The sequence below is a fragment of the Staphylococcus sp. EG-SA-2 genome (assembly GCF_017152085.1).
Genome location: NZ_JACYHC010000511.1, coordinates 1 through 19,546 on the forward strand (window position 1 = coordinate 1; position 19,546 = coordinate 19,546).

Annotated in this window: 22 protein-coding genes; all 22 read right to left on the reverse strand. The window is 31.0% G+C overall.

What is annotated here, in order from left to right:
• Nucleotides 1–9 precede the first annotated feature (9 nt).
• Nucleotides 10–456, reverse strand: a complete 447-nt coding sequence (comGD, locus tag IDG60_RS08050; RefSeq protein WP_001788899.1) for a competence type IV pilus minor pilin ComGD — start codon at nucleotides 454–456, stop codon at nucleotides 10–12.
• Nucleotides 434–745, reverse strand: coding sequence for a competence type IV pilus major pilin ComGC (gene comGC, locus IDG60_RS08055; RefSeq protein WP_000472256.1), 312 nt, complete (start codon nucleotides 743–745; stop codon nucleotides 434–436). Before comGC ends, comGD begins: the two co-directional genes overlap by 23 nt.
• Nucleotides 746–758: 13 nt before the next feature.
• A complete protein-coding gene (gene comGB, locus IDG60_RS08060) occupies nucleotides 759–1,829 on the reverse strand; it encodes a competence type IV pilus assembly protein ComGB (protein WP_000776422.1) in 1,071 nt (356 codons plus the stop codon).
• The gene (comGA, locus tag IDG60_RS08065) at nucleotides 1,801–2,775 is read right to left on the reverse strand and encodes a competence type IV pilus ATPase ComGA (RefSeq protein WP_000697220.1); all 975 of its coding nucleotides are present in this window, start codon (nucleotides 2,773–2,775) and stop codon (nucleotides 1,801–1,803) included. Before comGA ends, comGB begins: the two co-directional genes overlap by 29 nt.
• Nucleotides 2,776–2,826: 51 nt before the next feature.
• Nucleotides 2,827–3,450 carry an MBL fold metallo-hydrolase gene (locus IDG60_RS08070; RefSeq protein ID WP_001223008.1) on the reverse strand — a complete coding sequence of 208 codons (624 nt, stop codon included), beginning with the start codon at nucleotides 3,448–3,450 and terminating at the stop codon, nucleotides 2,827–2,829.
• A complete protein-coding gene (locus IDG60_RS08075; protein WP_001018871.1) occupies nucleotides 3,447–3,776 on the reverse strand; it encodes an MTH1187 family thiamine-binding protein in 330 nt (109 codons plus the stop codon). Before IDG60_RS08075 ends, IDG60_RS08070 begins: the two co-directional genes overlap by 4 nt.
• Nucleotides 3,776–4,762 carry an ROK family glucokinase gene (locus IDG60_RS08080; protein ID WP_000161311.1) on the reverse strand — a complete coding sequence of 329 codons (987 nt, stop codon included), beginning with the start codon at nucleotides 4,760–4,762 and terminating at the stop codon, nucleotides 3,776–3,778. Before IDG60_RS08080 ends, IDG60_RS08075 begins: the two co-directional genes overlap by 1 nt.
• Nucleotides 4,759–4,962, reverse strand: a complete 204-nt coding sequence (locus IDG60_RS08085) for a YqgQ family protein (RefSeq protein ID WP_000087561.1) — start codon at nucleotides 4,960–4,962, stop codon at nucleotides 4,759–4,761. Before IDG60_RS08085 ends, IDG60_RS08080 begins: the two co-directional genes overlap by 4 nt.
• Nucleotides 4,943–6,406: a rhomboid family protein gene (locus tag IDG60_RS08090; RefSeq protein ID WP_001017867.1), complete on the reverse strand. Its 1,464-nt coding sequence runs from the start codon at nucleotides 6,404–6,406 to the stop codon at nucleotides 4,943–4,945. Before IDG60_RS08090 ends, IDG60_RS08085 begins: the two co-directional genes overlap by 20 nt.
• A gap of 11 nt (nucleotides 6,407–6,417) precedes the next feature.
• On the reverse strand, nucleotides 6,418–6,957 hold the full coding sequence (locus tag IDG60_RS08095) for a 5-formyltetrahydrofolate cyclo-ligase (RefSeq protein ID WP_000164546.1): 540 nt from the start codon (nucleotides 6,955–6,957) through the stop codon (nucleotides 6,418–6,420).
• Nucleotides 6,958–7,165: 208 nt separating this feature from the next.
• Nucleotides 7,166–7,315, reverse strand: a complete 150-nt coding sequence (gene rpmG / locus IDG60_RS08100) for a 50S ribosomal protein L33 (RefSeq protein ID WP_001265709.1) — start codon at nucleotides 7,313–7,315, stop codon at nucleotides 7,166–7,168.
• A 112-nt stretch (nucleotides 7,316–7,427) separates the two neighbouring features.
• Complete coding sequence (locus IDG60_RS08105) at nucleotides 7,428–9,503, reverse strand: peptidoglycan D,D-transpeptidase FtsI family protein (protein WP_000919769.1); 2,076 nt, start codon at nucleotides 9,501–9,503, stop codon at nucleotides 7,428–7,430.
• 120 nt (nucleotides 9,504–9,623) lie between these two features.
• Nucleotides 9,624–10,223: a superoxide dismutase gene (locus IDG60_RS08110; RefSeq protein WP_000863556.1), complete on the reverse strand. Its 600-nt coding sequence runs from the start codon at nucleotides 10,221–10,223 to the stop codon at nucleotides 9,624–9,626.
• Between the two features lie 274 nt (nucleotides 10,224–10,497).
• Nucleotides 10,498–10,908 (reverse strand): Fur family transcriptional regulator, encoded by a 411-nt coding sequence (locus IDG60_RS08115; protein WP_001095260.1) that lies wholly within the window; start codon nucleotides 10,906–10,908, stop codon nucleotides 10,498–10,500.
• A complete protein-coding gene (locus tag IDG60_RS08120) occupies nucleotides 10,895–11,758 on the reverse strand; it encodes a metal ABC transporter permease (RefSeq protein ID WP_000564315.1) in 864 nt (287 codons plus the stop codon). Before IDG60_RS08120 ends, IDG60_RS08115 begins: the two co-directional genes overlap by 14 nt.
• Before the next feature lie 41 nt (nucleotides 11,759–11,799).
• On the reverse strand, nucleotides 11,800–12,585 hold the full coding sequence (locus IDG60_RS08125) for a metal ABC transporter ATP-binding protein (RefSeq protein WP_001213908.1): 786 nt from the start codon (nucleotides 12,583–12,585) through the stop codon (nucleotides 11,800–11,802).
• Between the two features lie 125 nt (nucleotides 12,586–12,710).
• Nucleotides 12,711–13,601: a deoxyribonuclease IV gene (locus tag IDG60_RS08130; RefSeq protein WP_000924220.1), complete on the reverse strand. Its 891-nt coding sequence runs from the start codon at nucleotides 13,599–13,601 to the stop codon at nucleotides 12,711–12,713.
• A gap of 9 nt (nucleotides 13,602–13,610) precedes the next feature.
• Nucleotides 13,611–14,957: a DEAD/DEAH box helicase gene (locus IDG60_RS08135; RefSeq protein ID WP_001062177.1), complete on the reverse strand. Its 1,347-nt coding sequence runs from the start codon at nucleotides 14,955–14,957 to the stop codon at nucleotides 13,611–13,613.
• Between the two features lie 113 nt (nucleotides 14,958–15,070).
• Nucleotides 15,071–16,171, reverse strand: a complete 1,101-nt coding sequence (locus IDG60_RS08140; protein ID WP_000683940.1) for a Nif3-like dinuclear metal center hexameric protein — start codon at nucleotides 16,169–16,171, stop codon at nucleotides 15,071–15,073.
• 2 nt (nucleotides 16,172–16,173) lie between these two features.
• The gene (locus IDG60_RS08145; protein ID WP_000624577.1) at nucleotides 16,174–16,851 is read right to left on the reverse strand and encodes a TrmK family tRNA methyltransferase; all 678 of its coding nucleotides are present in this window, start codon (nucleotides 16,849–16,851) and stop codon (nucleotides 16,174–16,176) included.
• A gap of 130 nt (nucleotides 16,852–16,981) precedes the next feature.
• Nucleotides 16,982–18,088, reverse strand: a complete 1,107-nt coding sequence (rpoD, locus tag IDG60_RS08150) for an RNA polymerase sigma factor RpoD (protein ID WP_001283055.1) — start codon at nucleotides 18,086–18,088, stop codon at nucleotides 16,982–16,984.
• 223 nt (nucleotides 18,089–18,311) lie between these two features.
• On the reverse strand, nucleotides 18,312–19,546 hold a 1,235-nt coding region (locus IDG60_RS08155), incomplete at its 5' end, for a toprim domain-containing protein (protein WP_206160607.1).

The following is a 19,546-nucleotide window of genomic DNA, read 5'->3' on the forward strand; positions in this document are numbered from 1 at the left end:
CCTTTACACTTATAGCTTTTCATAACGAATTCTTCCTTTTTCAATATGGAATATTATTCTATAAATTGAATTGTTATTGTCAATTGTTATGCTACCAAATTTATTGATATTCCCTTTTTTATCAAAGGCAATAATATCAACTTTTGCAACATTAATTATTTTGCCTACTTTTAATTTTAGAAATCGTATTTTATTATTCTCTATTACTTTAATAGTGTCACTGTTTTCATAAAATCTAACATTGATATATCCTTGATTTGCTATAGCTTGCGACTTAATATAATTCAATTCAGTAATAAAAGAAATGATATTTGCCTCATCATCTATTACTCTAAGATTGCTTAATCCTTTAGATGTCATTGTCAAAAGTAGAAATATACTGATTAACATCATTACCACAAGCATCTCAATCATAGTAAATGCTGACTGCTTTCTAATTTGCAACTGCTTCTCCATTACTAATTGTTATTGTCTCTCCTGATTTACATGTCTTTTGTGCTTCTTTTATAAAACCATCTGCAATTAAGTCTTCAATAGACGATGGATTTCTATTATGTTTCAATGCATACGCTTCAATTTGACTATTAACCATTTTTACCTGTGCATTACAACCTGTTGATTGTATGTGAGCAGTTTGTTTAGCAATATTTGGAATGATTAAAATTAATAATAAACTGATGATTAATAACACTAATAGCATCTCTATCAATGTAAACGCTTGAGTTTTCTTAAGAAATTTAAACATATATTAACCTCCATTATTTTATACTTTGCATCATTTGAAACATTGGTAACATAATTACTAAATAAATTGCGACAATAAATAAACCTAAAATCAAAAATAAAATAGGCTGTAAAAACTGAGTCTGTTTTATCGCTTTATCTTCTATTTGTTTTACTAATATTTGCGAATATAACTTTAGTTCTACTTCTAGCTTCCCTCTCTTTTCACCTTGTAGCACAAACTTAATTAATTGAGGCTTAAAGCATTTTAGTTTTTCTAAAATTTGAGGCAAACCATATCCCATTTCTGAATAAGTTAATAAGTATTTACCTAGAAACTGTCTAAATGGATCACTACTATGGTTAATATAAACGTCTACTATTGATTGAAGTGTAATACCATTTTTATAAAACAACACTAATTCATTAGTTACAAAATAAGTTTTAAATAATTGGAAATAGCCTGATATTAGCGGTAGTTTCATCACAAAGTTTATCTTATTGAGCATATTTAAATTGTTATAAATTAATTTCATAATAATAGCCAACATAGATACTATTATGAGCATTACTACAATTATAGTAGGTAAGCTGGTAATGAAAAAAGACAATGTTTTTTGAAAAGAAGATAGTTGAATATTCATAGAAGTATATAATTGTTGAAACTGTGGAATTACTGTGAGGTTTAATATAATAATCATAGCAATAAAGATAGAAACTAGTATTAAGGGGTATTGCAGTGTCTTTAACAATCGTTGTTCTGACTTTCTATTCACTTTCATATAATTTACGGTTTCTTCTAGAACGTCTATAATATTGCCAAATCTTTCTGCCAAATATACTTGCATGACGATAGTATCGCTATAACCTATCAGTGATAATATTTGATTGCATGGTGCACCATTTGAAATTTCACTTAGAATGGTGGTACCTAATTGCTTATTTTTATATGTCATTTGAAGATTTAAAAATTGAAAACTTTGATACAGAGTGAAACCATATTTCAACAAATTACATAAATTTGAAAGTAAATCGATTTGTTGGGCCTTACTTAATTGTCGCTTCTTAGAATGTAGTTTAAATGTATTTATCCATTGTAGTTTCACAAATGACACCTGCTTTTGTCATATCATCAAGTTTATCTTCTAAGTTCTTAAATGATGATGGTAATGAATGATTATGGGAAAAGAAATATCGGAGTTGTTGCTGAGATAGAATTTCGCATACTAATTGTCGCTGTTGCTTAATAGTAGTTACAAGTCGTTGGTTTATAATTAAGTTAGTTGCCTGTATCAATTCTTGTACAGAAATGCCCATTTCTAATAGCCTTAAAATAGCACCTTTACAATCAGTTGCATGCAATGTAGTCAGAACAAGGTGACCACTTAAACTAGCCTGTATAACACACTTGGCAACATCTTTATCTCTGATTTCACCTATTAAAATAACATCAGGATCACATCTTAAAATAGCTTTAAACGAATTTACATAGTTAATGCCAGCTTTATCATTCACATTAATTTGGACGATACCAGGAATTTGCATCTCTACAGGATCCTCTATAGAAATTACATTTAAATTCAAGGCTTTATTCGCGTATGAGACCATTTGATACATTAATGTACTCTTTCCTGAACCAGTTGGCCCACTAAACAATAGTAATCCTTGTTTCTTATTCATGAGGTGTTTAAAATCATTGAATTTATAAGTTGATTTCTGTTGTTGAAAAAATTGAGGTACAATTCTGATAACACAACTTTCTTGGCCAAGTGACAATGGTAAAGTTGATATTCTCAAAAAATATATTTTATTGAAATGGTAACTATATCGACCGCTCTGTGCGACTTGCTGTGTAGAAACATCAAGCCCAGCTTGAAACTTCATATAAACTAATAACTTTTGATAAATGCTATTCCCAATTTGTTCATACTGCTCCAAGTTATCATTAATTCTAAATTTAATACTTACTTCATTTTTAACTGGAATAAAATGTACATCACTCGCTTTCATTTCTATCGCTTTATTAATTATTTCTTGAAATAGAATCTTCAAAAAAACACCTCCTACATATAATCACGTAGGAGGTGTTTTTATTACTTCAATTTAACCGTGTAAAAATGGATTTAATTGTTCATCATCAACCGTCGTATATGGACCATGTCCAGGGAATAAAGGTAAATCGCCTTCTAATTCAAATATTTTATCTTGAATAGAATCAACTAGCGTTTCATAATCACCTTTATATAAATCTGTACGTCCGATTCCATTATTAAATAATGTATCTCCAACAACTGCGAATTCATCGAACACATATGTTAAACTTCCTGGTGAATGTCCAGGTGTGTGTAACACATTAAACTTAAATCCTTCTATTTCTGTGCTACCTTCGTTTAACTTTTCAGGAGTTACCTTACTTGTAATAATTGGTAATCCATATTGCTTAAATTTATCTGCTCCATTTTTAACGGGATCTTTTAGAAAATCAAACTCTGCTTCATGCATATAAACCGGGACATCGAATCGATCAACTATATCATCGACTGCTCCGATATGATCAAAGTGTGCATGTGTTAATAAAATAGCTTTTAACGGTTTATTTATTTGGTTTAATTTTTTAATAATTTTTTCACTTTCACCTGAAGGGTCAATCAGAATAACAGCTTTGTCATTTTCGATGAAATACGTATTAGTATCAACTAAGCCTAAAGTTAAGCTTGAAATCCTCATAGGTTTTCACCACTATTTTCTAAATGTTTTTGTACTGATGTTAGTTTATCATTCATTTTTCTAGATTTGTCTCGTCGGTCATCAATACGGATATTTGTACAAACTCTACTTAAACCTTTATCAAAAGGTAATTCATGTATCACTTGCACAACTTCTAATACATCGCTTAATTCACCTTCAATTAGAGTATTCATTGGTGTTAATTGAAAATCAATTTTACCCATTGCTTTATATTCTTGAAGTTTTTTCTGAATATCTGCAATATATTTACTAACACTCGGACCTTCCGTTCCAACTGGAATAACAACCACATCAACAATAGCCATTATTTTACCCCCTCTTTATCTAATACATAGGTCTTGATTAATCCTGCTGCTCCTGTAATACCTGCATCATTACCTAATTTCGCTTGTACAATTTCAGTTTCAAATTGAGCAGGTGCAAATGTTAAATTATGATATTCTGTTTTAATATTTTCAATTAAAATAGGTCCTGCAGTAGACATTCCTCCACCTAGAACGATATATTTCGGATTACTTGTAACACTAATAATACTACATAAATATCCAATATAGTTTGCAACCTTTTCAGTAATGAAAATACAGAATTGGTCACCAGCTTTTGCCGCATCAAAAACAGCTTTTGCTGTAACCTTATTTTCTTTAATCAATTCTAATATAGAAGATCTAAACGTCAACTTCGGATAGTAGAAGTTAATTAAGTTAACAACGCCTGTCGCTGAAGCAACTGTTTCAATACATCCAGAACGACCACAATTACATTTAAATCGTTGATCGAAGTCTGCTCTAAAATGACCTATTTCTGCGCCAGAGCCATTATGACCATGTACGATTTCACCATTTGAAATAATTCCTCCACCTAGACCTGTACCAAGTGTGATGGCAACAACATCATCGGCACCTTCACCAGCACCTTTGTGTTTCTCCCCTAAAGCAGCTATGTTAGCATCATTATCTACATACACTGGACAATCAACGAATTGTTCAAAAATCTCACGTACATTAACTTTTTCTGGCCAATATAAGTTTACTGCTCCATTTACTGTACCTTTTTCAAAGTCAACAGGACCTGGTACACCAATACCTACGCCAAGTACATTTGAAAAATTATAATTATTTTCATTTACTTTTTCAACAAACGAATCATAAATTCCTTTCAAAAGTGTATATCCTGTACTATCAGATGTATCAGTGTGAATAGACCATTTATGTAATTGTTCTAATTCAGGTGTGAAAATACCTAATTTACAAGTCGTCCCGCCTACATCAGCTGCTAAAATAATTTTTGTCATTTCTGTTCATTCCTTCTCTGATTAATTATCAACGTACATTTCAAATATTCTTCCTTAGATAACAGTTCATATTGATACAATGATGAAATCTCCTGTTGAATCATTTCGTACATATCTTCTGGATTTTTAAAATATATTAGAAATCCGTAACTTTTCAATAACTGTTGTACATCATAAAAGTTATTTATTTTTCGACTCATTTGATTTAGTCAACTCTTTTTCTAAGTTAATATAATCTGTATTTTTAGGGTCTGCATTTAATGCTTTACGCACATATTTTAATGCTTTTTCATCATCATTTAATGAACGATTTGCTATCGCTAACTCAAAATTTAATAAACCTGATTTAGGAAACATTCTAAGTCCTCGCTCCCATTCTGTCATACCTTCGGACTTAGAATTGATAGTAGCCATAATCATACCACTTAAATAATATGTTTGATCATCGGCATAATTTTTATTTATTGTCTGCTTCACAATATTTTGAGCATTATCATAATTACCACTAGTCATATCATCTTTGATCAATTTATTATAAATATTATCTTCTTTAATTGTAAAAATTCTAATTTGAAGTGCAATAAATATAACAAGCATACCAATTAGTAAAATCCAAAAAATATTACGATTCACTTTATAGTAATAGCCAATTAAAGTTATTAATAAACCACCAATGAATCCTCCAATATGCGCCACAATATTTATATTTGACATAAACAGAGAAACACCAACTAATATCACTAATGCAATTAATAACTGTCCTAACATTTTTTTGTTAAATGTTTTTGAAACATACATCATCGCAAAAATTGATCCAATCAGACCAAATATAGCACCACTAGCCCCAACTGAAATTGTAGTCGTATTAAATGATAGTGATACAAAGTTTCCAAACAACCCTGCAATAAAGTATACAGTTAACATCCGCCATGAACCAATAATTGCTTCGACTATTTTACCAAAAATAAATAATGAAAGCATATTCATAAGTATATGTTCAAAACTAAAATGTAAAAACATCGATGTAACAATTCGATACCATTCACCATGTACGACATTAAAATGCACTAACCCGCCAACATCTAATAATTTTACATCCGAAAAATTATTTAAATATAAAATCATACATAACCATATTAAGACATTTACAAATATTATTGTGTATGTTGCCGGTGAAAATTTCTGCATATATTTATCTAAAAAGTTATCGGTTAATACTTTGCGTTTATAGAACATATATGTCTTTTTATCATTATCTTCTGAAATAAGTCTAGCCAAAAATATATTCGGCATATGCTTTATCAAATCTTTTGTGTGTCTTATAACATTGAATTTAATTCTAATTGGCGAAACTTCATTTAATTGTTCTTCTGAAAATTCCGATTCTGTAAAATAATAAAATTCAAAACTTTGTGGTTCGAAAGAAATAAAATTTGCTATTTCATCTTTGTGTTCAAGCACTTTCGCTTTGTCAAAACGTATTTCTTGGGTAGACTTGATATGTTGTTTAAAAATGACTACTTGTTTTTTTCTTTTATGGGCTAACCAAATTTCTTGGTCATCTTTTTCCCTACTGACAATATCAAAATTCAAGTACCTAATCCAATAATATATTGTTTTCCAAAATTGTTTGTCTATGTTCATTTAGTCCTCCACTATGCTGATTGATATATAATCAATTTATCGACTGGTTGATCGAATGATTCCGGTTCAAATGATGTTATTTGAAAATCGTATAATAAGCTTATTGTCTTTGTCTGATAATTAGCTAAAAACCTGTCGTAATAGCCACCACCATACCCAATTCTATATCCATCGTCTTGAAATCCAACACCAGGAACAACAATTAAATCTAGGTTATTCGTTGTTTCACCTTTTGAAGTTGGATAGTAAATCCCCTTATTATCGACATCAATATCTTTGAGATTAAATATTTCTTTAAAAGTCATTTGATGATTTAAATAATCCATTTTCGGTACAAAAATACGTTTATGATCCATTAAGGCTTGTTCAATAATAGAAAAAGTATCTACTTCATGATTAAAAGAAAGAACTAGCGCAATTGCGTTTGCTTCTTTGTATTCTTCAGTTGCAAAAAATTGATTTCTTAACCATGTGTCTGCTTTTCGCTTTTCAGCTTTATTAAAATTCTTCATTTTATGTAAAATGTATTTTCTAATCTCATTTTTAGTCACATTATCACCCACTTTATTCAATTCTATTATATCGTTAATAACAATACATGTCATTATGTTGTCATGATGAATTATGCGACAATTCTAAAATTTATTATTTCAATTGAAAATCTTTTATCATTTCATACGTGTGCATAATTAAAAAGGTGAAACCTCTTATTTTGAGATTTCACCTTTTTTATTGTTAATTTAAATTTAATTTTAATGATTATTTTGTTTCACGGTGTAAAGTTTGTTTGTTTTCACGTGAACAGAATTTCTTCATTTCAACACGTTCTGGATTATTTCTTTTGTTCTTAGTTGTAATGTAGTTTCTGTCACCACATTCCGTACAAGCTAAAGTTACGTTTACGCGCATGGTTATTCCTCCTTATCATTTCTAAATACGACTTTATTATTATACCAACATCTATAATATTTGCAAAGTTAAAATTTTACAACCATGCGCTACACAATCGTCAGGTTAAATTTTATTTGTCTTTGTCTTTATTTTTATCATCTTTACCTAACTGCTTAAAGTAGTAGTTAATTACATCTCTACCTAAGTCTCCACCTGTTAACCATGGTGGTGGTACAGGCTGATTTGTATATACAATTGAAAACGCTAATTTTGGATCATCAATTGGCGCGTATCCTATATAAGTAGAGTTAACTCTTGGCTCTCCGTTTTGGAACACTTCAGCGGTACCCGTTTTACCAGCAGTAGGTACTACTGTATCTTTAAAACTAACATATCCAGTACCATCTTTATCATTAAATGCCATTTTGAATCCTTCTTGAATTTGTTTGATTTCCTTTTCAGTATTATTAACCTTGTTCAAGACAGTGCCATTAATTTTCTTCTTGAGTGGACCAACCTCATCTTTATTAGTTGATTCATGAATCGTTAATCCAATGTGTGGCTGTATTCTATAACCATCATTCGCTATAGTTGAAACATATTGTGATAATTGTAATGGTGTATAGGTATCATATTGACCAATTGATAAATCTAGATAATTACCTGGATTATTTGTTAATGGTTCGATTTGACCTCTTGTTTCATTTGGTAAATCTATCCCTGTTTTCACACCTAAGCCTACTTGATTTAATCCTCTTCTAAGCTTTTGGGCAGGTGAACTTATATCTGAAGGTAAAGCCATACCAGAATAATAAGGGTCTCCCGCTAATTTTAATGCTGTTTTAAACATATATACGTTTGATGAATGCATCAAAGCTTGCTTATCATTAATAGATACATGCCCGTTTTTATTGAAGTATGATCGTTTTGTCAAACCACCTTGGAAATGTAATGGTTCATCGACCATTGTTTCTCCAACTTTGATAGCTTTATTCTGATAACCAGCTAATAATGTTCCACCTTTTACAGAAGATCCAACCGCAAATTGAGAAGTAAACGTACCAATGTCATAATCAGTCATTTTACCACTCTTATTAATCTGCTTTCCGGCAAGCGCAAGAATGTCTCCATTTTTAGGATTTTGTACAACCATCATAGCATTATCCATATCTTTTGCACCTTGGCTGCGAAGCTTCTTAATTTGTTTATCTAATAATGCTTCTACTTCTTTTTGAAGATCTATATCGATCGTTAATTTCAAATCTTGACCGCGAGCGCCAGGATTTAACACTTCTGAAGATGTAACTTTACCAGATTTGTCCGTTGTGTATTTCATTTCTTTCTTCTTACCACGCAATACATCTTCATATTGATATTCTAGGTAAGATTTTCCAACACGATCATTGCGTGAATATCCTTTGGATAAGTAATGTTCTGTCAATTCTTTTGGAATACCTTCAGCAGGTGTCGATACATCTCCGAATATACCTCTTAAAGTATCGCCATATGGATATTTTCTATCCCAATCCATAGACGTGTTAACACCTGGTAATTTGGAAAGTTGCTGAGAAACTGCTGCATACTCTTTTTCACTGACATCTTCATTTTTTATCATTTGTGGATCTAAAACTGTTCCTGCATTCATCTCTCGAAAAATAGCTAAAACTTGTAAATCTTTAGAAGACAATTCATCTAATTGTGATTTTCCGATTTTCGATAACAGTTGTTTATCATATTGATCTTGTTTAATACTTCCATCTGCTAACATAGCTTGTTCTTTTGTCATCATTGCTTTTGCTTTTTTAGGATGCAACTGAATCCAGAAATCTTTCTTATCACGTTCTGTAATTTTCTTAGTATCCATCTTGATTAGCTTTGATAACTTTTCAGCCGTATCCAACATTTCCGATTGTGTTGTTTTTCGACCCCTAGTATATGTAATAGCCATTTTAGAAGCATTATCAACTAAAACTTTCCCATTTCTGTCTAAAATACGACCTCTTGGCACAGACTCATTCACTGTAATGTTTTCATCATTTTTTATAATTTGTTTATAATGTGAGCCTTGTGCGATTTGTAAATAACCTAAACGTAGTACTAGTACTGCAAAAATAAATACAATCACACCAAATATAAAGTTAATTCTCTTGTTAATTGTATTTTGAACGATTTCATCATTTGATTTTTCTTTTAGTCTTTTTAACAAAACTACCTACCTCTATTCAAAGTCTTTCACTTTAAATCATATATGAATTTAGAAATTATTTCTATCTTTTTGACAAAAAAATAACGGTCTCATTTAAGAGACCGAACAAGTAATCATACTTTATTTTGTTGCATTATATAATTCGTCAACTTTTTCCCAGTTAACTACATTCCAAAATGCGCCAATGTAGTCAGGGCGTTTGTTTTGATATTTTAGGTAATAAGCGTGTTCCCATACGTCTAAACCTAAAATAGGTGTTTTACCCTCAGTTAATGGATTATCTTGGTTTGGTGTAGTCACAATTTCTAACTGGCCATTGTTTACGACTAACCAAGCCCAACCTGAACCAAAGCGTGCAGCTGCTTTGTCAGCAAATTCTTTTTTAAATTCTTCTAAAGAACCCCATTGTTCTTTAATTTTTTCTACTACAGTACCTTTTTCTTCTGAGTTTGGTGAAAGTAACTCCCAGAATAATGAATGGTTTAAATGTCCACCGCCATTATTACGTACAGCAGTTTGGATGTTAGCTGGTACACTGTCTAAATTAGCAACAATTTCTTCAATAGATTTAGATTCTAAATCTGTACCTTCTACTGCAGCATTTAATTTCGTAACATACGTGTTATGATGTCTGTCATGGTGAATTTCCATAGTTTCTTTGTCAAAATGTGGTTCTAATGCATCAAATGCGTATGGTAATTTTGGTAATTCAAAAGCCATAAATAATCATCCTCCTAAAATGTCTGTAAGTAAATAATAACAAGCAGTGACTGGTTCAACAAAGAATTTGCTTAAATTCTACTACTTATTATTTTCTCTACTCATTTAATATAACTCAAATCAAAAATAATTAAACATTTTGTATATAAAAAGTTAACAGATTTGCCATAAAATCATACGAACGGAGTATGAAATGAACCTTTATCTTCTATAATTTAAAAAATGAGATTTATGCATACATCTGACCAAATGTGCATAAATCTCATTTTTTAAATTAATCTTGGCAAGACTCACATACACCATAAACTTCAAGTTTGTGTTTGTGAATATTAACACCAGGTAGTGATAACTTTATCTGATCTATTGGACAATAATCTATTACCTTTGTATCTCCACACTTTTCACAGATAAAATGATGATGATGATGGTTTGTACAAGCGATTCTAAACTTCATTTCACCATCAAGTTCTGTATTTTCAATAATCCCTAAATCTTTAAATAAGTGCAGGTTTCTATATATTGTGTCGAATGAAATTCCAGGATAATTTTCATCCATAACTTGTTGTATATACTTTGCGTTTATATACTTATCTTCTTCGACAAAAATATCTAACATATCTTTACGTTTATCTGTATATTTTAAACCGTTCTCTTTTAAAATTTTAATAGCATCATTTGTATTCATTGATATTAGCTCCCTTTTTAAACTTCATTCGCATTTTCTGATAAGCCATTGTAATCATAAGTAAAATAACTAGTAGAACTACAATTACACCACCCGGAGAAATGTCCATATAGAAAGCTAGGACTAAGCCTAATATTACTGATAATTCACCTAAAAATACACTTAGTAATATCAATTGCTTAAAACTTTTTGTTATTCGCATACTTATTGCAATTGGTAACGTGATTAAAGCACTTACTAACAGTATCCCTACAACACGCATTGAGGCAGAAATAACCATCGCTACAATAACAATAAATAAAAATTGAATCCATTTATGAATGCCAATGACTTTACTATATTCCTCATCAAATGACAATATAAATAATTCTTTATAAAACAATGTAATAAACAGAACAACTATGATGGCAATGACAATAATCGTTGTTAAATCACTTATATTCACTGCGCTTATTGAGCCAAATAGCAATCCAACAATTTCTTGATTGAACCCATCAGCTAATGAAATGAAGATTGCACTCAAGGCGATACCAGCACTCATTATAATTGGAATAGCAATTTCTTGGTAAGCAGTGTATGACGTTCTTAATTTTTCAATTAGAAGCGCACCTACTATTGCGAATAAGATTCCAAACCACATTGGATTAATAAATACTAGTGTTGGCATAATAGTAAGTAAAAACATACCGAAGGATATACCACCTAAAGTTACATGACTTAGAGCATCAGCTATAAGTGATAGTCGTCTAACAACGATAAAAGCACCGATTAGAGGCGCAATAAAACCTATCAAGATACCACTAATTAAAGAGTACCTCATAAAATCAAAATTCAATAATGCATCTATCAATTGTGACACGCCTTTCCATTTTAAATAAACTCAAATCTTTATTAATTACAACATTCTCGATTATGCTGATGATCGACAAAACGTACAGGATGTCCATAAATTTTTGAAATTTCAACTTCATCAAGTGATTTAAACTCATCAGTTGTACCATGGAAATGCAAATGCTTATTTAAACATGCTACTTCAGTAGCAGTATCTGCTACAACACCGATATCATGAGTAACTAAGATAATGGTGATACCTTCTTGTTTTAATTGATCTAAAGTATTATAAAATTCACTTACATGTTTTGCATCAATACCATTCGTTGGTTCATCAAGTACTAATACTGCAGGTTCTGAAATCAATGCTCGGGCAATCATTACACGTTGTTGTTGACCACCTGATAATTCTGCTATATTTTTATGAATTAAATCACTTATATTCAGTCTTTCTAGTACTTTAATCACTTTTTCATTATCTTTGCTATTAAATGTTTGGAAAAGACGTTTTGTCTTTGTTAATCCGCTTAAAACAACTTCTTTAACACTTGCTGGGAAACCTGAATTAAAGGCATTTGCTTTTTGTGATACATAGCTTAATTTAATTGATGTTTTCTTATTTTTAAAATCAATACCTTCAACAAAAATCTCACCACTTTGTAAAGGTAATAACCCTAGAATCAACTTCAATAATGTTGATTTACCAGCACCATTTGGTCCAACAATCGCTAAAAATTCACCTTTATTTATTTTAATGTTTATATTTTCTAACACTTTTTTATGATCATAGTAGTAATTGACATTTTTCAATTCAAAGACTGGTGTCATCGTATTCTCACCTCGCATTCAACTATACAACTCCTAGTAACATATGTAAACAGTAATGTTTACGACTCAAAATTAGACAAAATAAAGAGATATGCCCCCTTCAAGTTTTATTTATCGCATTTCTTGAAGAGAGCATTATCATTTTATTGTTGCATAACCTTATTTTTTAATTCTGGGTCAAATTGCTGTTGTTTTAACATTTCAATTTCAAGTTTATATGGCGGTTTTTTATTTTTCTTATCTTCACCAACATAAGGTGTTTCTAAGATTTTCGGAATATCTTTAAAACTATCATGATGCACAATGTAATTTAATGCATCAAAACCAATGTAACCGAAGCCAATATTTTCATGTCGGTCTTTTTGAGCGCCACGGTCATTTTTAGAATCATTGACATGAACAACTTTGATTCTGTCGACTCCAATAATTTTATCAAATTCATTTAATACGCCATCAAAGTCCTCTTTCACATTATATCCAGCATCATGCGTATGACATGTATCAAAACATACTGATAAACGTTCGTTATTATGAACTCCATCAATAATACGTGCTAACTCTTCAAACGAGCGACCAATCTCTGTACCTTTACCTGCCATCGTTTCAAGCGCAATACGTACATTATTGTCATTCGTTAAAACTTCATTTAATCCTTCAATAATCTTATTAATTCCGGCATCAACACCAGCTCCAACATGCGCACCTGGATGTAATACAATATCTTTAGCGCCTATAGCTTGCGTTCTTTCGATTTCTTGTTGCAAGAAATCTACACCAAGATTAAACGTTTCTGGTTTGGTTGTATTTGCAATATTAATGATGTATGGTGCATGAACAACAATATTAGATAAGCCATATTTTTCCATCACTTCATGACCTTTAGTTATATTTAAATCTTCAATACTTTTACGGCGCGTGTTTTGAGGTGCACCAGTATAAATCATAAATGTTGTTTCACCATATTCATACGCTTCTATAGCAGAACCTTCTAACATCTTTTTACCACTCATTGAAACATGTGATCCTAATAACATAAAACACACCTAACCTTTTTTGTTTTGCTTACGTTTTTGTCTATTTTGCTGCTTACTAAATTGTTTACGCTCTTGACGTTTCATTTTTTCAACTTCTTGTTTAAATTTCTTCTTATAACCTGGTTTAACTTTGTTTTTAATTTTACTTCGAACTTTGTTCTTCACTTGATTAGTTAAATGGTCATCTTTGCGCATTCTTGCTTGACGCTGATTGTGCGCTTTAACTTCTTTTAACTCACCATCTTTAATATCAACAGTATTGAATACAAAACCGCGATCTTCTATTAATGAAATATTGTGTTCTTCATCAGGACTATAAAGCGTAATTGCTACACCTTTATAATTCCCACGACCAGTTCGTCCAACTCTATGCGTAAAGAAGTCAATATCATTTGGCACATCAAAATTGATGACATGACTAACACCTTCAATATCAATACCACGAGATGCTAAATCGCTGGCAATAACGTATTGGAATTCTAAATTACGTATACGTTTCATTTGTTGTTTACGTTCACGTGGCGTTAAACCACCATGAATCATACCAACTTTAATACCAGCTTCATTTAGTGAACGTGCTAAATCATTTGCATTATCTCTACTATTACAGAAAATAATACATAAGTATGGATTTAGTATATCAATTAAATTTAAAGTTTTTTCAACTTTAGCTGCACCTTTAGTAGGTATTAAAAAGAATTCGATGTTCTTTTTATTTTGTTTTTTACTGTCGACAGCTACATATTCTGGATGACTTAAATATTTATTTAAAAATGGTTGTAACTGTTGTGGAATTGTAGCACTAAACACCGCAATATTTGCATTATCTTCCAATCTTGCAGCAATGTAATCTACATCTTCAATTAATCCTAAGTCAATCATAAGATCCGCTTCATCAATAACTAAATATGATGCTAAGTGCACATGTAAATGTCCCGTTTTAGCTAAGTCATTAATTCTAGTAGGGGTGCCTATAATCAATTGTGGTTGTGCATTACAACGTTGTCTATCTTTCTCTATATCTGTACCACCAATAAAAACTTTAACTGAAACACCAGCTTTAAATTGGCTTAAATGGTTCGCTGCATCGTATAGTTGTTGTGCAAGTTCTCTTGTTGGTGCAACTACGATTGCTTGTGGTTCTTTTATTTCACTATCAATTAACTGCATTAATGGTAATAAAAATGCATGAGATTTCCCTGTACCCGTTTGAGATTGACCAATTAAATTTGTTCTCTTTAGTATTCTTGGAATAATTCGATTCTGAATTTCAGTTGGTTTTTCAAAATTAAGGTCTTTCACAGCGTCAATTAAACTAGATTCTAGATTAAATTGTTCGAATGGATGTTTTGCCATGATTTGGCCTCCTTATATGTTCATCTTTACTATTATAAAGTATAAATGTGCTATTTTAAATAAAAATATTAAAACCTCGAAATTTCAAAATTTAGAAATCCCGAGATTTTAGTTTAAATATATTGAAATGGATCTGTATTAATTGTAGATGCTTCAACATCTATATTTATTTTTTCTATATTGAACCAATTCATTAGTAACGTTTTTAAACCTTCTTTCATCACATATTCGCTGTAATGATTAATATCAATTAAATTCACACCATGAATTTTAGCATCTAAGGCATCATGATGTTTAATATCACCTGTAACAAAGACATCTGCGCCTTGTTGGACAGCTTGATATTCATATCCAATACCTGAACCACCAATAATTGCAATACGTTTAATTTTCTGATTAGACTCACCAACAAAACGGACACTTGGGATATTTAATTTAGATTTAATATCAGCTGCGAAATCTTCCAATGTCATTTGATTATCCACTTCTGCCATAACGCCAAGTCCATAAAGGGATGTTTGTTTTATCTCAATAAAATCAAATACCGGTGTTTCATATGGATGGTATTGTTTAATTAATTGCTCAGCCCTTGACTTTTGATATGCATCTATCATAAATTCAATTTTAACTTCATCTACATCTTCAATTTTATCAATTTGTCCTATTGTTGGATTAGCTTCACCAACTGGTTTGAATTGCCCTCTTCCTTCACTTTCAAAGAAACAATATTCATAATTACCTTCTTGCGCTAATCCATTTTCACTAAGCTTATCTTTAAATGGTCCAACATTATCCTTAGGTATATATGTTTGAACTTTATAGTATACATCTTGTTGATTATTTATTATTGAAATGTTCTTCAAACCCATCGCCTTCGCCAACATCATATTGACACCATACGGATTTACATCTAAATTTGTATGCATCGCTATTAAATTAATGTCATGTTGAATTAGTTTTCTAATGATCAAACCATAACCATTAGCTTTTAATGATGTTACGCCTTTAAAGATTAGAGGATGATGACTAATAATAGTATTATAACCTTTTTCGATTGCTTCATTTACTACTTCCAACGTACAGTCTAATGCTGTTAAAACACCAGTAACTTCAACATCTCCATCACCTATTAACAATCCTACATTATCCCAAGATTCAGCAGTACTAAATGGCACATGATGATCTAACAATGTCATTAAATCAGCTATTTTCATTACTATAACACCCTTTCAATTACAGCAATTTCGTCATTAATTTGAGCTAAACGTTGATGATGTTGTTCAGTATTGAGTTTCGATTTAATATGATAAAGTGCTTCTAACTCTCTTTGCCATTTTTTTATAAAATATTCATTTTTGTTGTTCAGCAATTTTGGTCCGAATTTCAATTCATCAGATGATAGCTCTATTAATTGTGTAGAATGTTCTGCTACAACAATTTCATAAATATGGCCTTTTTCTTCCATTATTATTTCATCAATTATTTCATAATTCAATTGTTGTAATGTTTGTCTTAAATTTTCAGTTTGTATATTACTTTGTAAAATCAACCTTGGATGTTGACTTAACTTATCTTGCCCATCTTTTAAAATTTTAGCAATAAGTGGTCCGCCCATACCACAAATTGTGATATTATCGATTACGTCCTCAGGATGAATAACACTTAAGCCATCCCCTAAACGTACATCAATTCTTTCTACTAAATGATTTGCAGCTACATTTTTCACAGCAGCTTGAAAAGGGCCTTGAATAACTTCTCCAGCAATACCGCATTCGCATAAATGGTTTTGAATTGCATAGATTGGCAAATAAGCATGATCTGAGCCAATATCCGCGATTGTACCTTGTTTTAAAAATCGACTTACCGTCGTTAATCGGTTATTTAACGAAATCATTTTATTCTCCTTTATGAAAAAAGAGGTTGAACATTATTCAATGTACCAACCTCACTCAAGTTAAATCTTAATCTAAAAATAAATAAGCGCTTATTCATGTCTTGGTATCAATCATTAAAATTGATATAAATTAATCCATAAAGTCTTTCAAACGTTTACTACGACTTGGATGTCTTAATTTTCTAAGTGCTTTTGCTTCAATTTGTCGAATACGTTCACGTGTAACACCGAAAACTTTACCAACTTCTTCAAGTGTTCTTGTTCTGCCGTCATCAAGACCAAATCTTAATCGTAATACATTTTCTTCTCTATCAGTTAATGTATCAAGCACATCTTCTAATTGCTCTTTTAATAATTCATAAGCAGCATGATCTGAAGGACTTTGTGCTTCCTGATCCTCAATAAAGTCTCCTAAATGACTATCATCTTCTTCACCAATTGGTGTTTCTAATGAAACAGGTTCTTGCGCAATTTTTAAAATTTCACGAACTTTTTCTGCTGGTAAATCCATTTCTTCACCAATTTCTTCTGGTGCTGGATCTCGACCTAAGTCCTGTAATAATTGACGTTGAACACGAATTAATTTATTAATTGTTTCTACCATATGCACAGGGATACGAATCGTACGTGCTTGGTCAGCAATTGCACGAGTGATTGCTTGTCTAATCCACCATGTTGCATATGTTGAAAACTTAAATCCTTTGTTAAAGTCAAATTTTTCAACAGCTTTAATAAGACCCATATTACCTTCTTGGATTAAATCAAGGAATAACATACCACGACCTACGTATCTTTTAGCAATACTTACAACTAAACGTAAGTTCGCTTCTGCAAGTCTTGATTTTGCTACTTCATCACCTTGTTCAATACGTTTGGCTAATTCGATTTCTTCTTGTGCACTTAATAAGTTAACACGCCCAATTTCTTTAAGGTACATACGAACTGGGTCATTTATTTTAACACCTGGAGGGGCACTAAGATCACTTGGATTCAGTTTCTCGTCAGTATCTGAACTATCTTTTTCATTAACTAGTGAAATATCATTATCATTTAATTGATCAAAGAAATCATCCATTTGATCAGAGTCGATATCAAAATTCTGAAGTTTTTCAGCAATTTCTTCATGACTTAAATGACCCTCTTTTTTACCCTTTTCAATTAATTGCTTCTTAACATCTTCTAATGTTAATGTCGGATCAATTGTTTGTTTTTTAATTTTAACTGTGTTATCAGACATGAAACGGCCTCCCGATTTTAAATATGAACATTCGAAATTTATTCAATATTGCTATTTTAAACTAAATTCTTAATTAATTCATCCATATTTTTAATTTTATTTTACAAATTGGAACTAATCCCAATATTTATTTTTCAATAGTGTTGTTTAAATGCGGTAACTATCATTTACCCTTATACATTTTGACATAATCATTATTCGTATTATTCTTTAAAATCACATGCTACATGCGTTCTTTATTCTTAGCAACAATTTGCTGTAAATAGTATTTTTGTAATTCTACATCGCCAATCCTTGTAGCTTCCCTTAATTTATGATTCAATGACTCAATTGTTTCTTGTCCTTTTTCATTAATAACATTGACATAATCATCAATTTCATTTTCATATGGTTCGTCATTCAAATTATATTGTTCTAAGCTAATTAGTGTTTCTCTCAACTCATTTGAATTAACATACTGCACAGCATCACTGATATTATATTGATCATTTTCCGCATAAAAATCATGTAAGACTTCGAATACATATTTAAAATGCTGATTTGTGAAGTTATCCTTATCAACACTTTCATAATAATTTAAAAATGTATCTTTATCTCTCATTAAATGTTTTAAAAATGCTCGCTCCGCTTTTTCTTGACGGCTCAAATTGTCAAATTGTGCCATACCAATTGGCTCAGGTTCAATATAACCGCCATACTCATCATAACCGCCATACTCATCTTCTGGATAATAATTGGCTGGTGCTTGATTGAATTGTATTTCGTTAGCTAACTGCTCAGGACTAACATTGAAAAATGGCGCAACATCATTTATAGCCTTTTGTTGCAGAATTGATGACTTCATAAGTGAAATGTCATGACTCAGTTCTTTCAAATAACGTTCATATGAAAGGTCATTATGTGCAATTTCATCTTTTAATATACTTACTTTATAATGTGCAAATGACTTTTTGTCATTTTTTACAAAAGTAGTAAATGCGTCGTTGCCATACTTACCAATGTATTCATCCGGATCCATGCCAGATGGCAATTGTATAACAAATACATTTAGCCCTTGCTGTAACAAATGTTGACCTGTTTTAAGTGTTGCTTCACTACCCGCAAAATCCCCATCAAACATTAATGTTATATTTGATGTTAACTTTCGTATAAAGGTAATATGTTCATCTGACAACTGTGTACCCATTGTTGCAACAACGTTTTTCAAGCCAGCAGTATCAGATTTTATAACATCCATAAAACCTTCTAGTAATACAATTTCATCTAATTTTCTAATTGATTTACGTGCTTTATCTAAGTTATATAACAACTTTCTTTTTTGAAAGATAGGCGTTTCAGGACTATTTAGGTATTTTGGTTCTTGACCGGTATATGTTCGACCTGAATATCCAACAATTCTTCCTTGCGCATTTTTCAAAGGAAACATAATACGATTTCGAAATCTATCGTAATAACTGA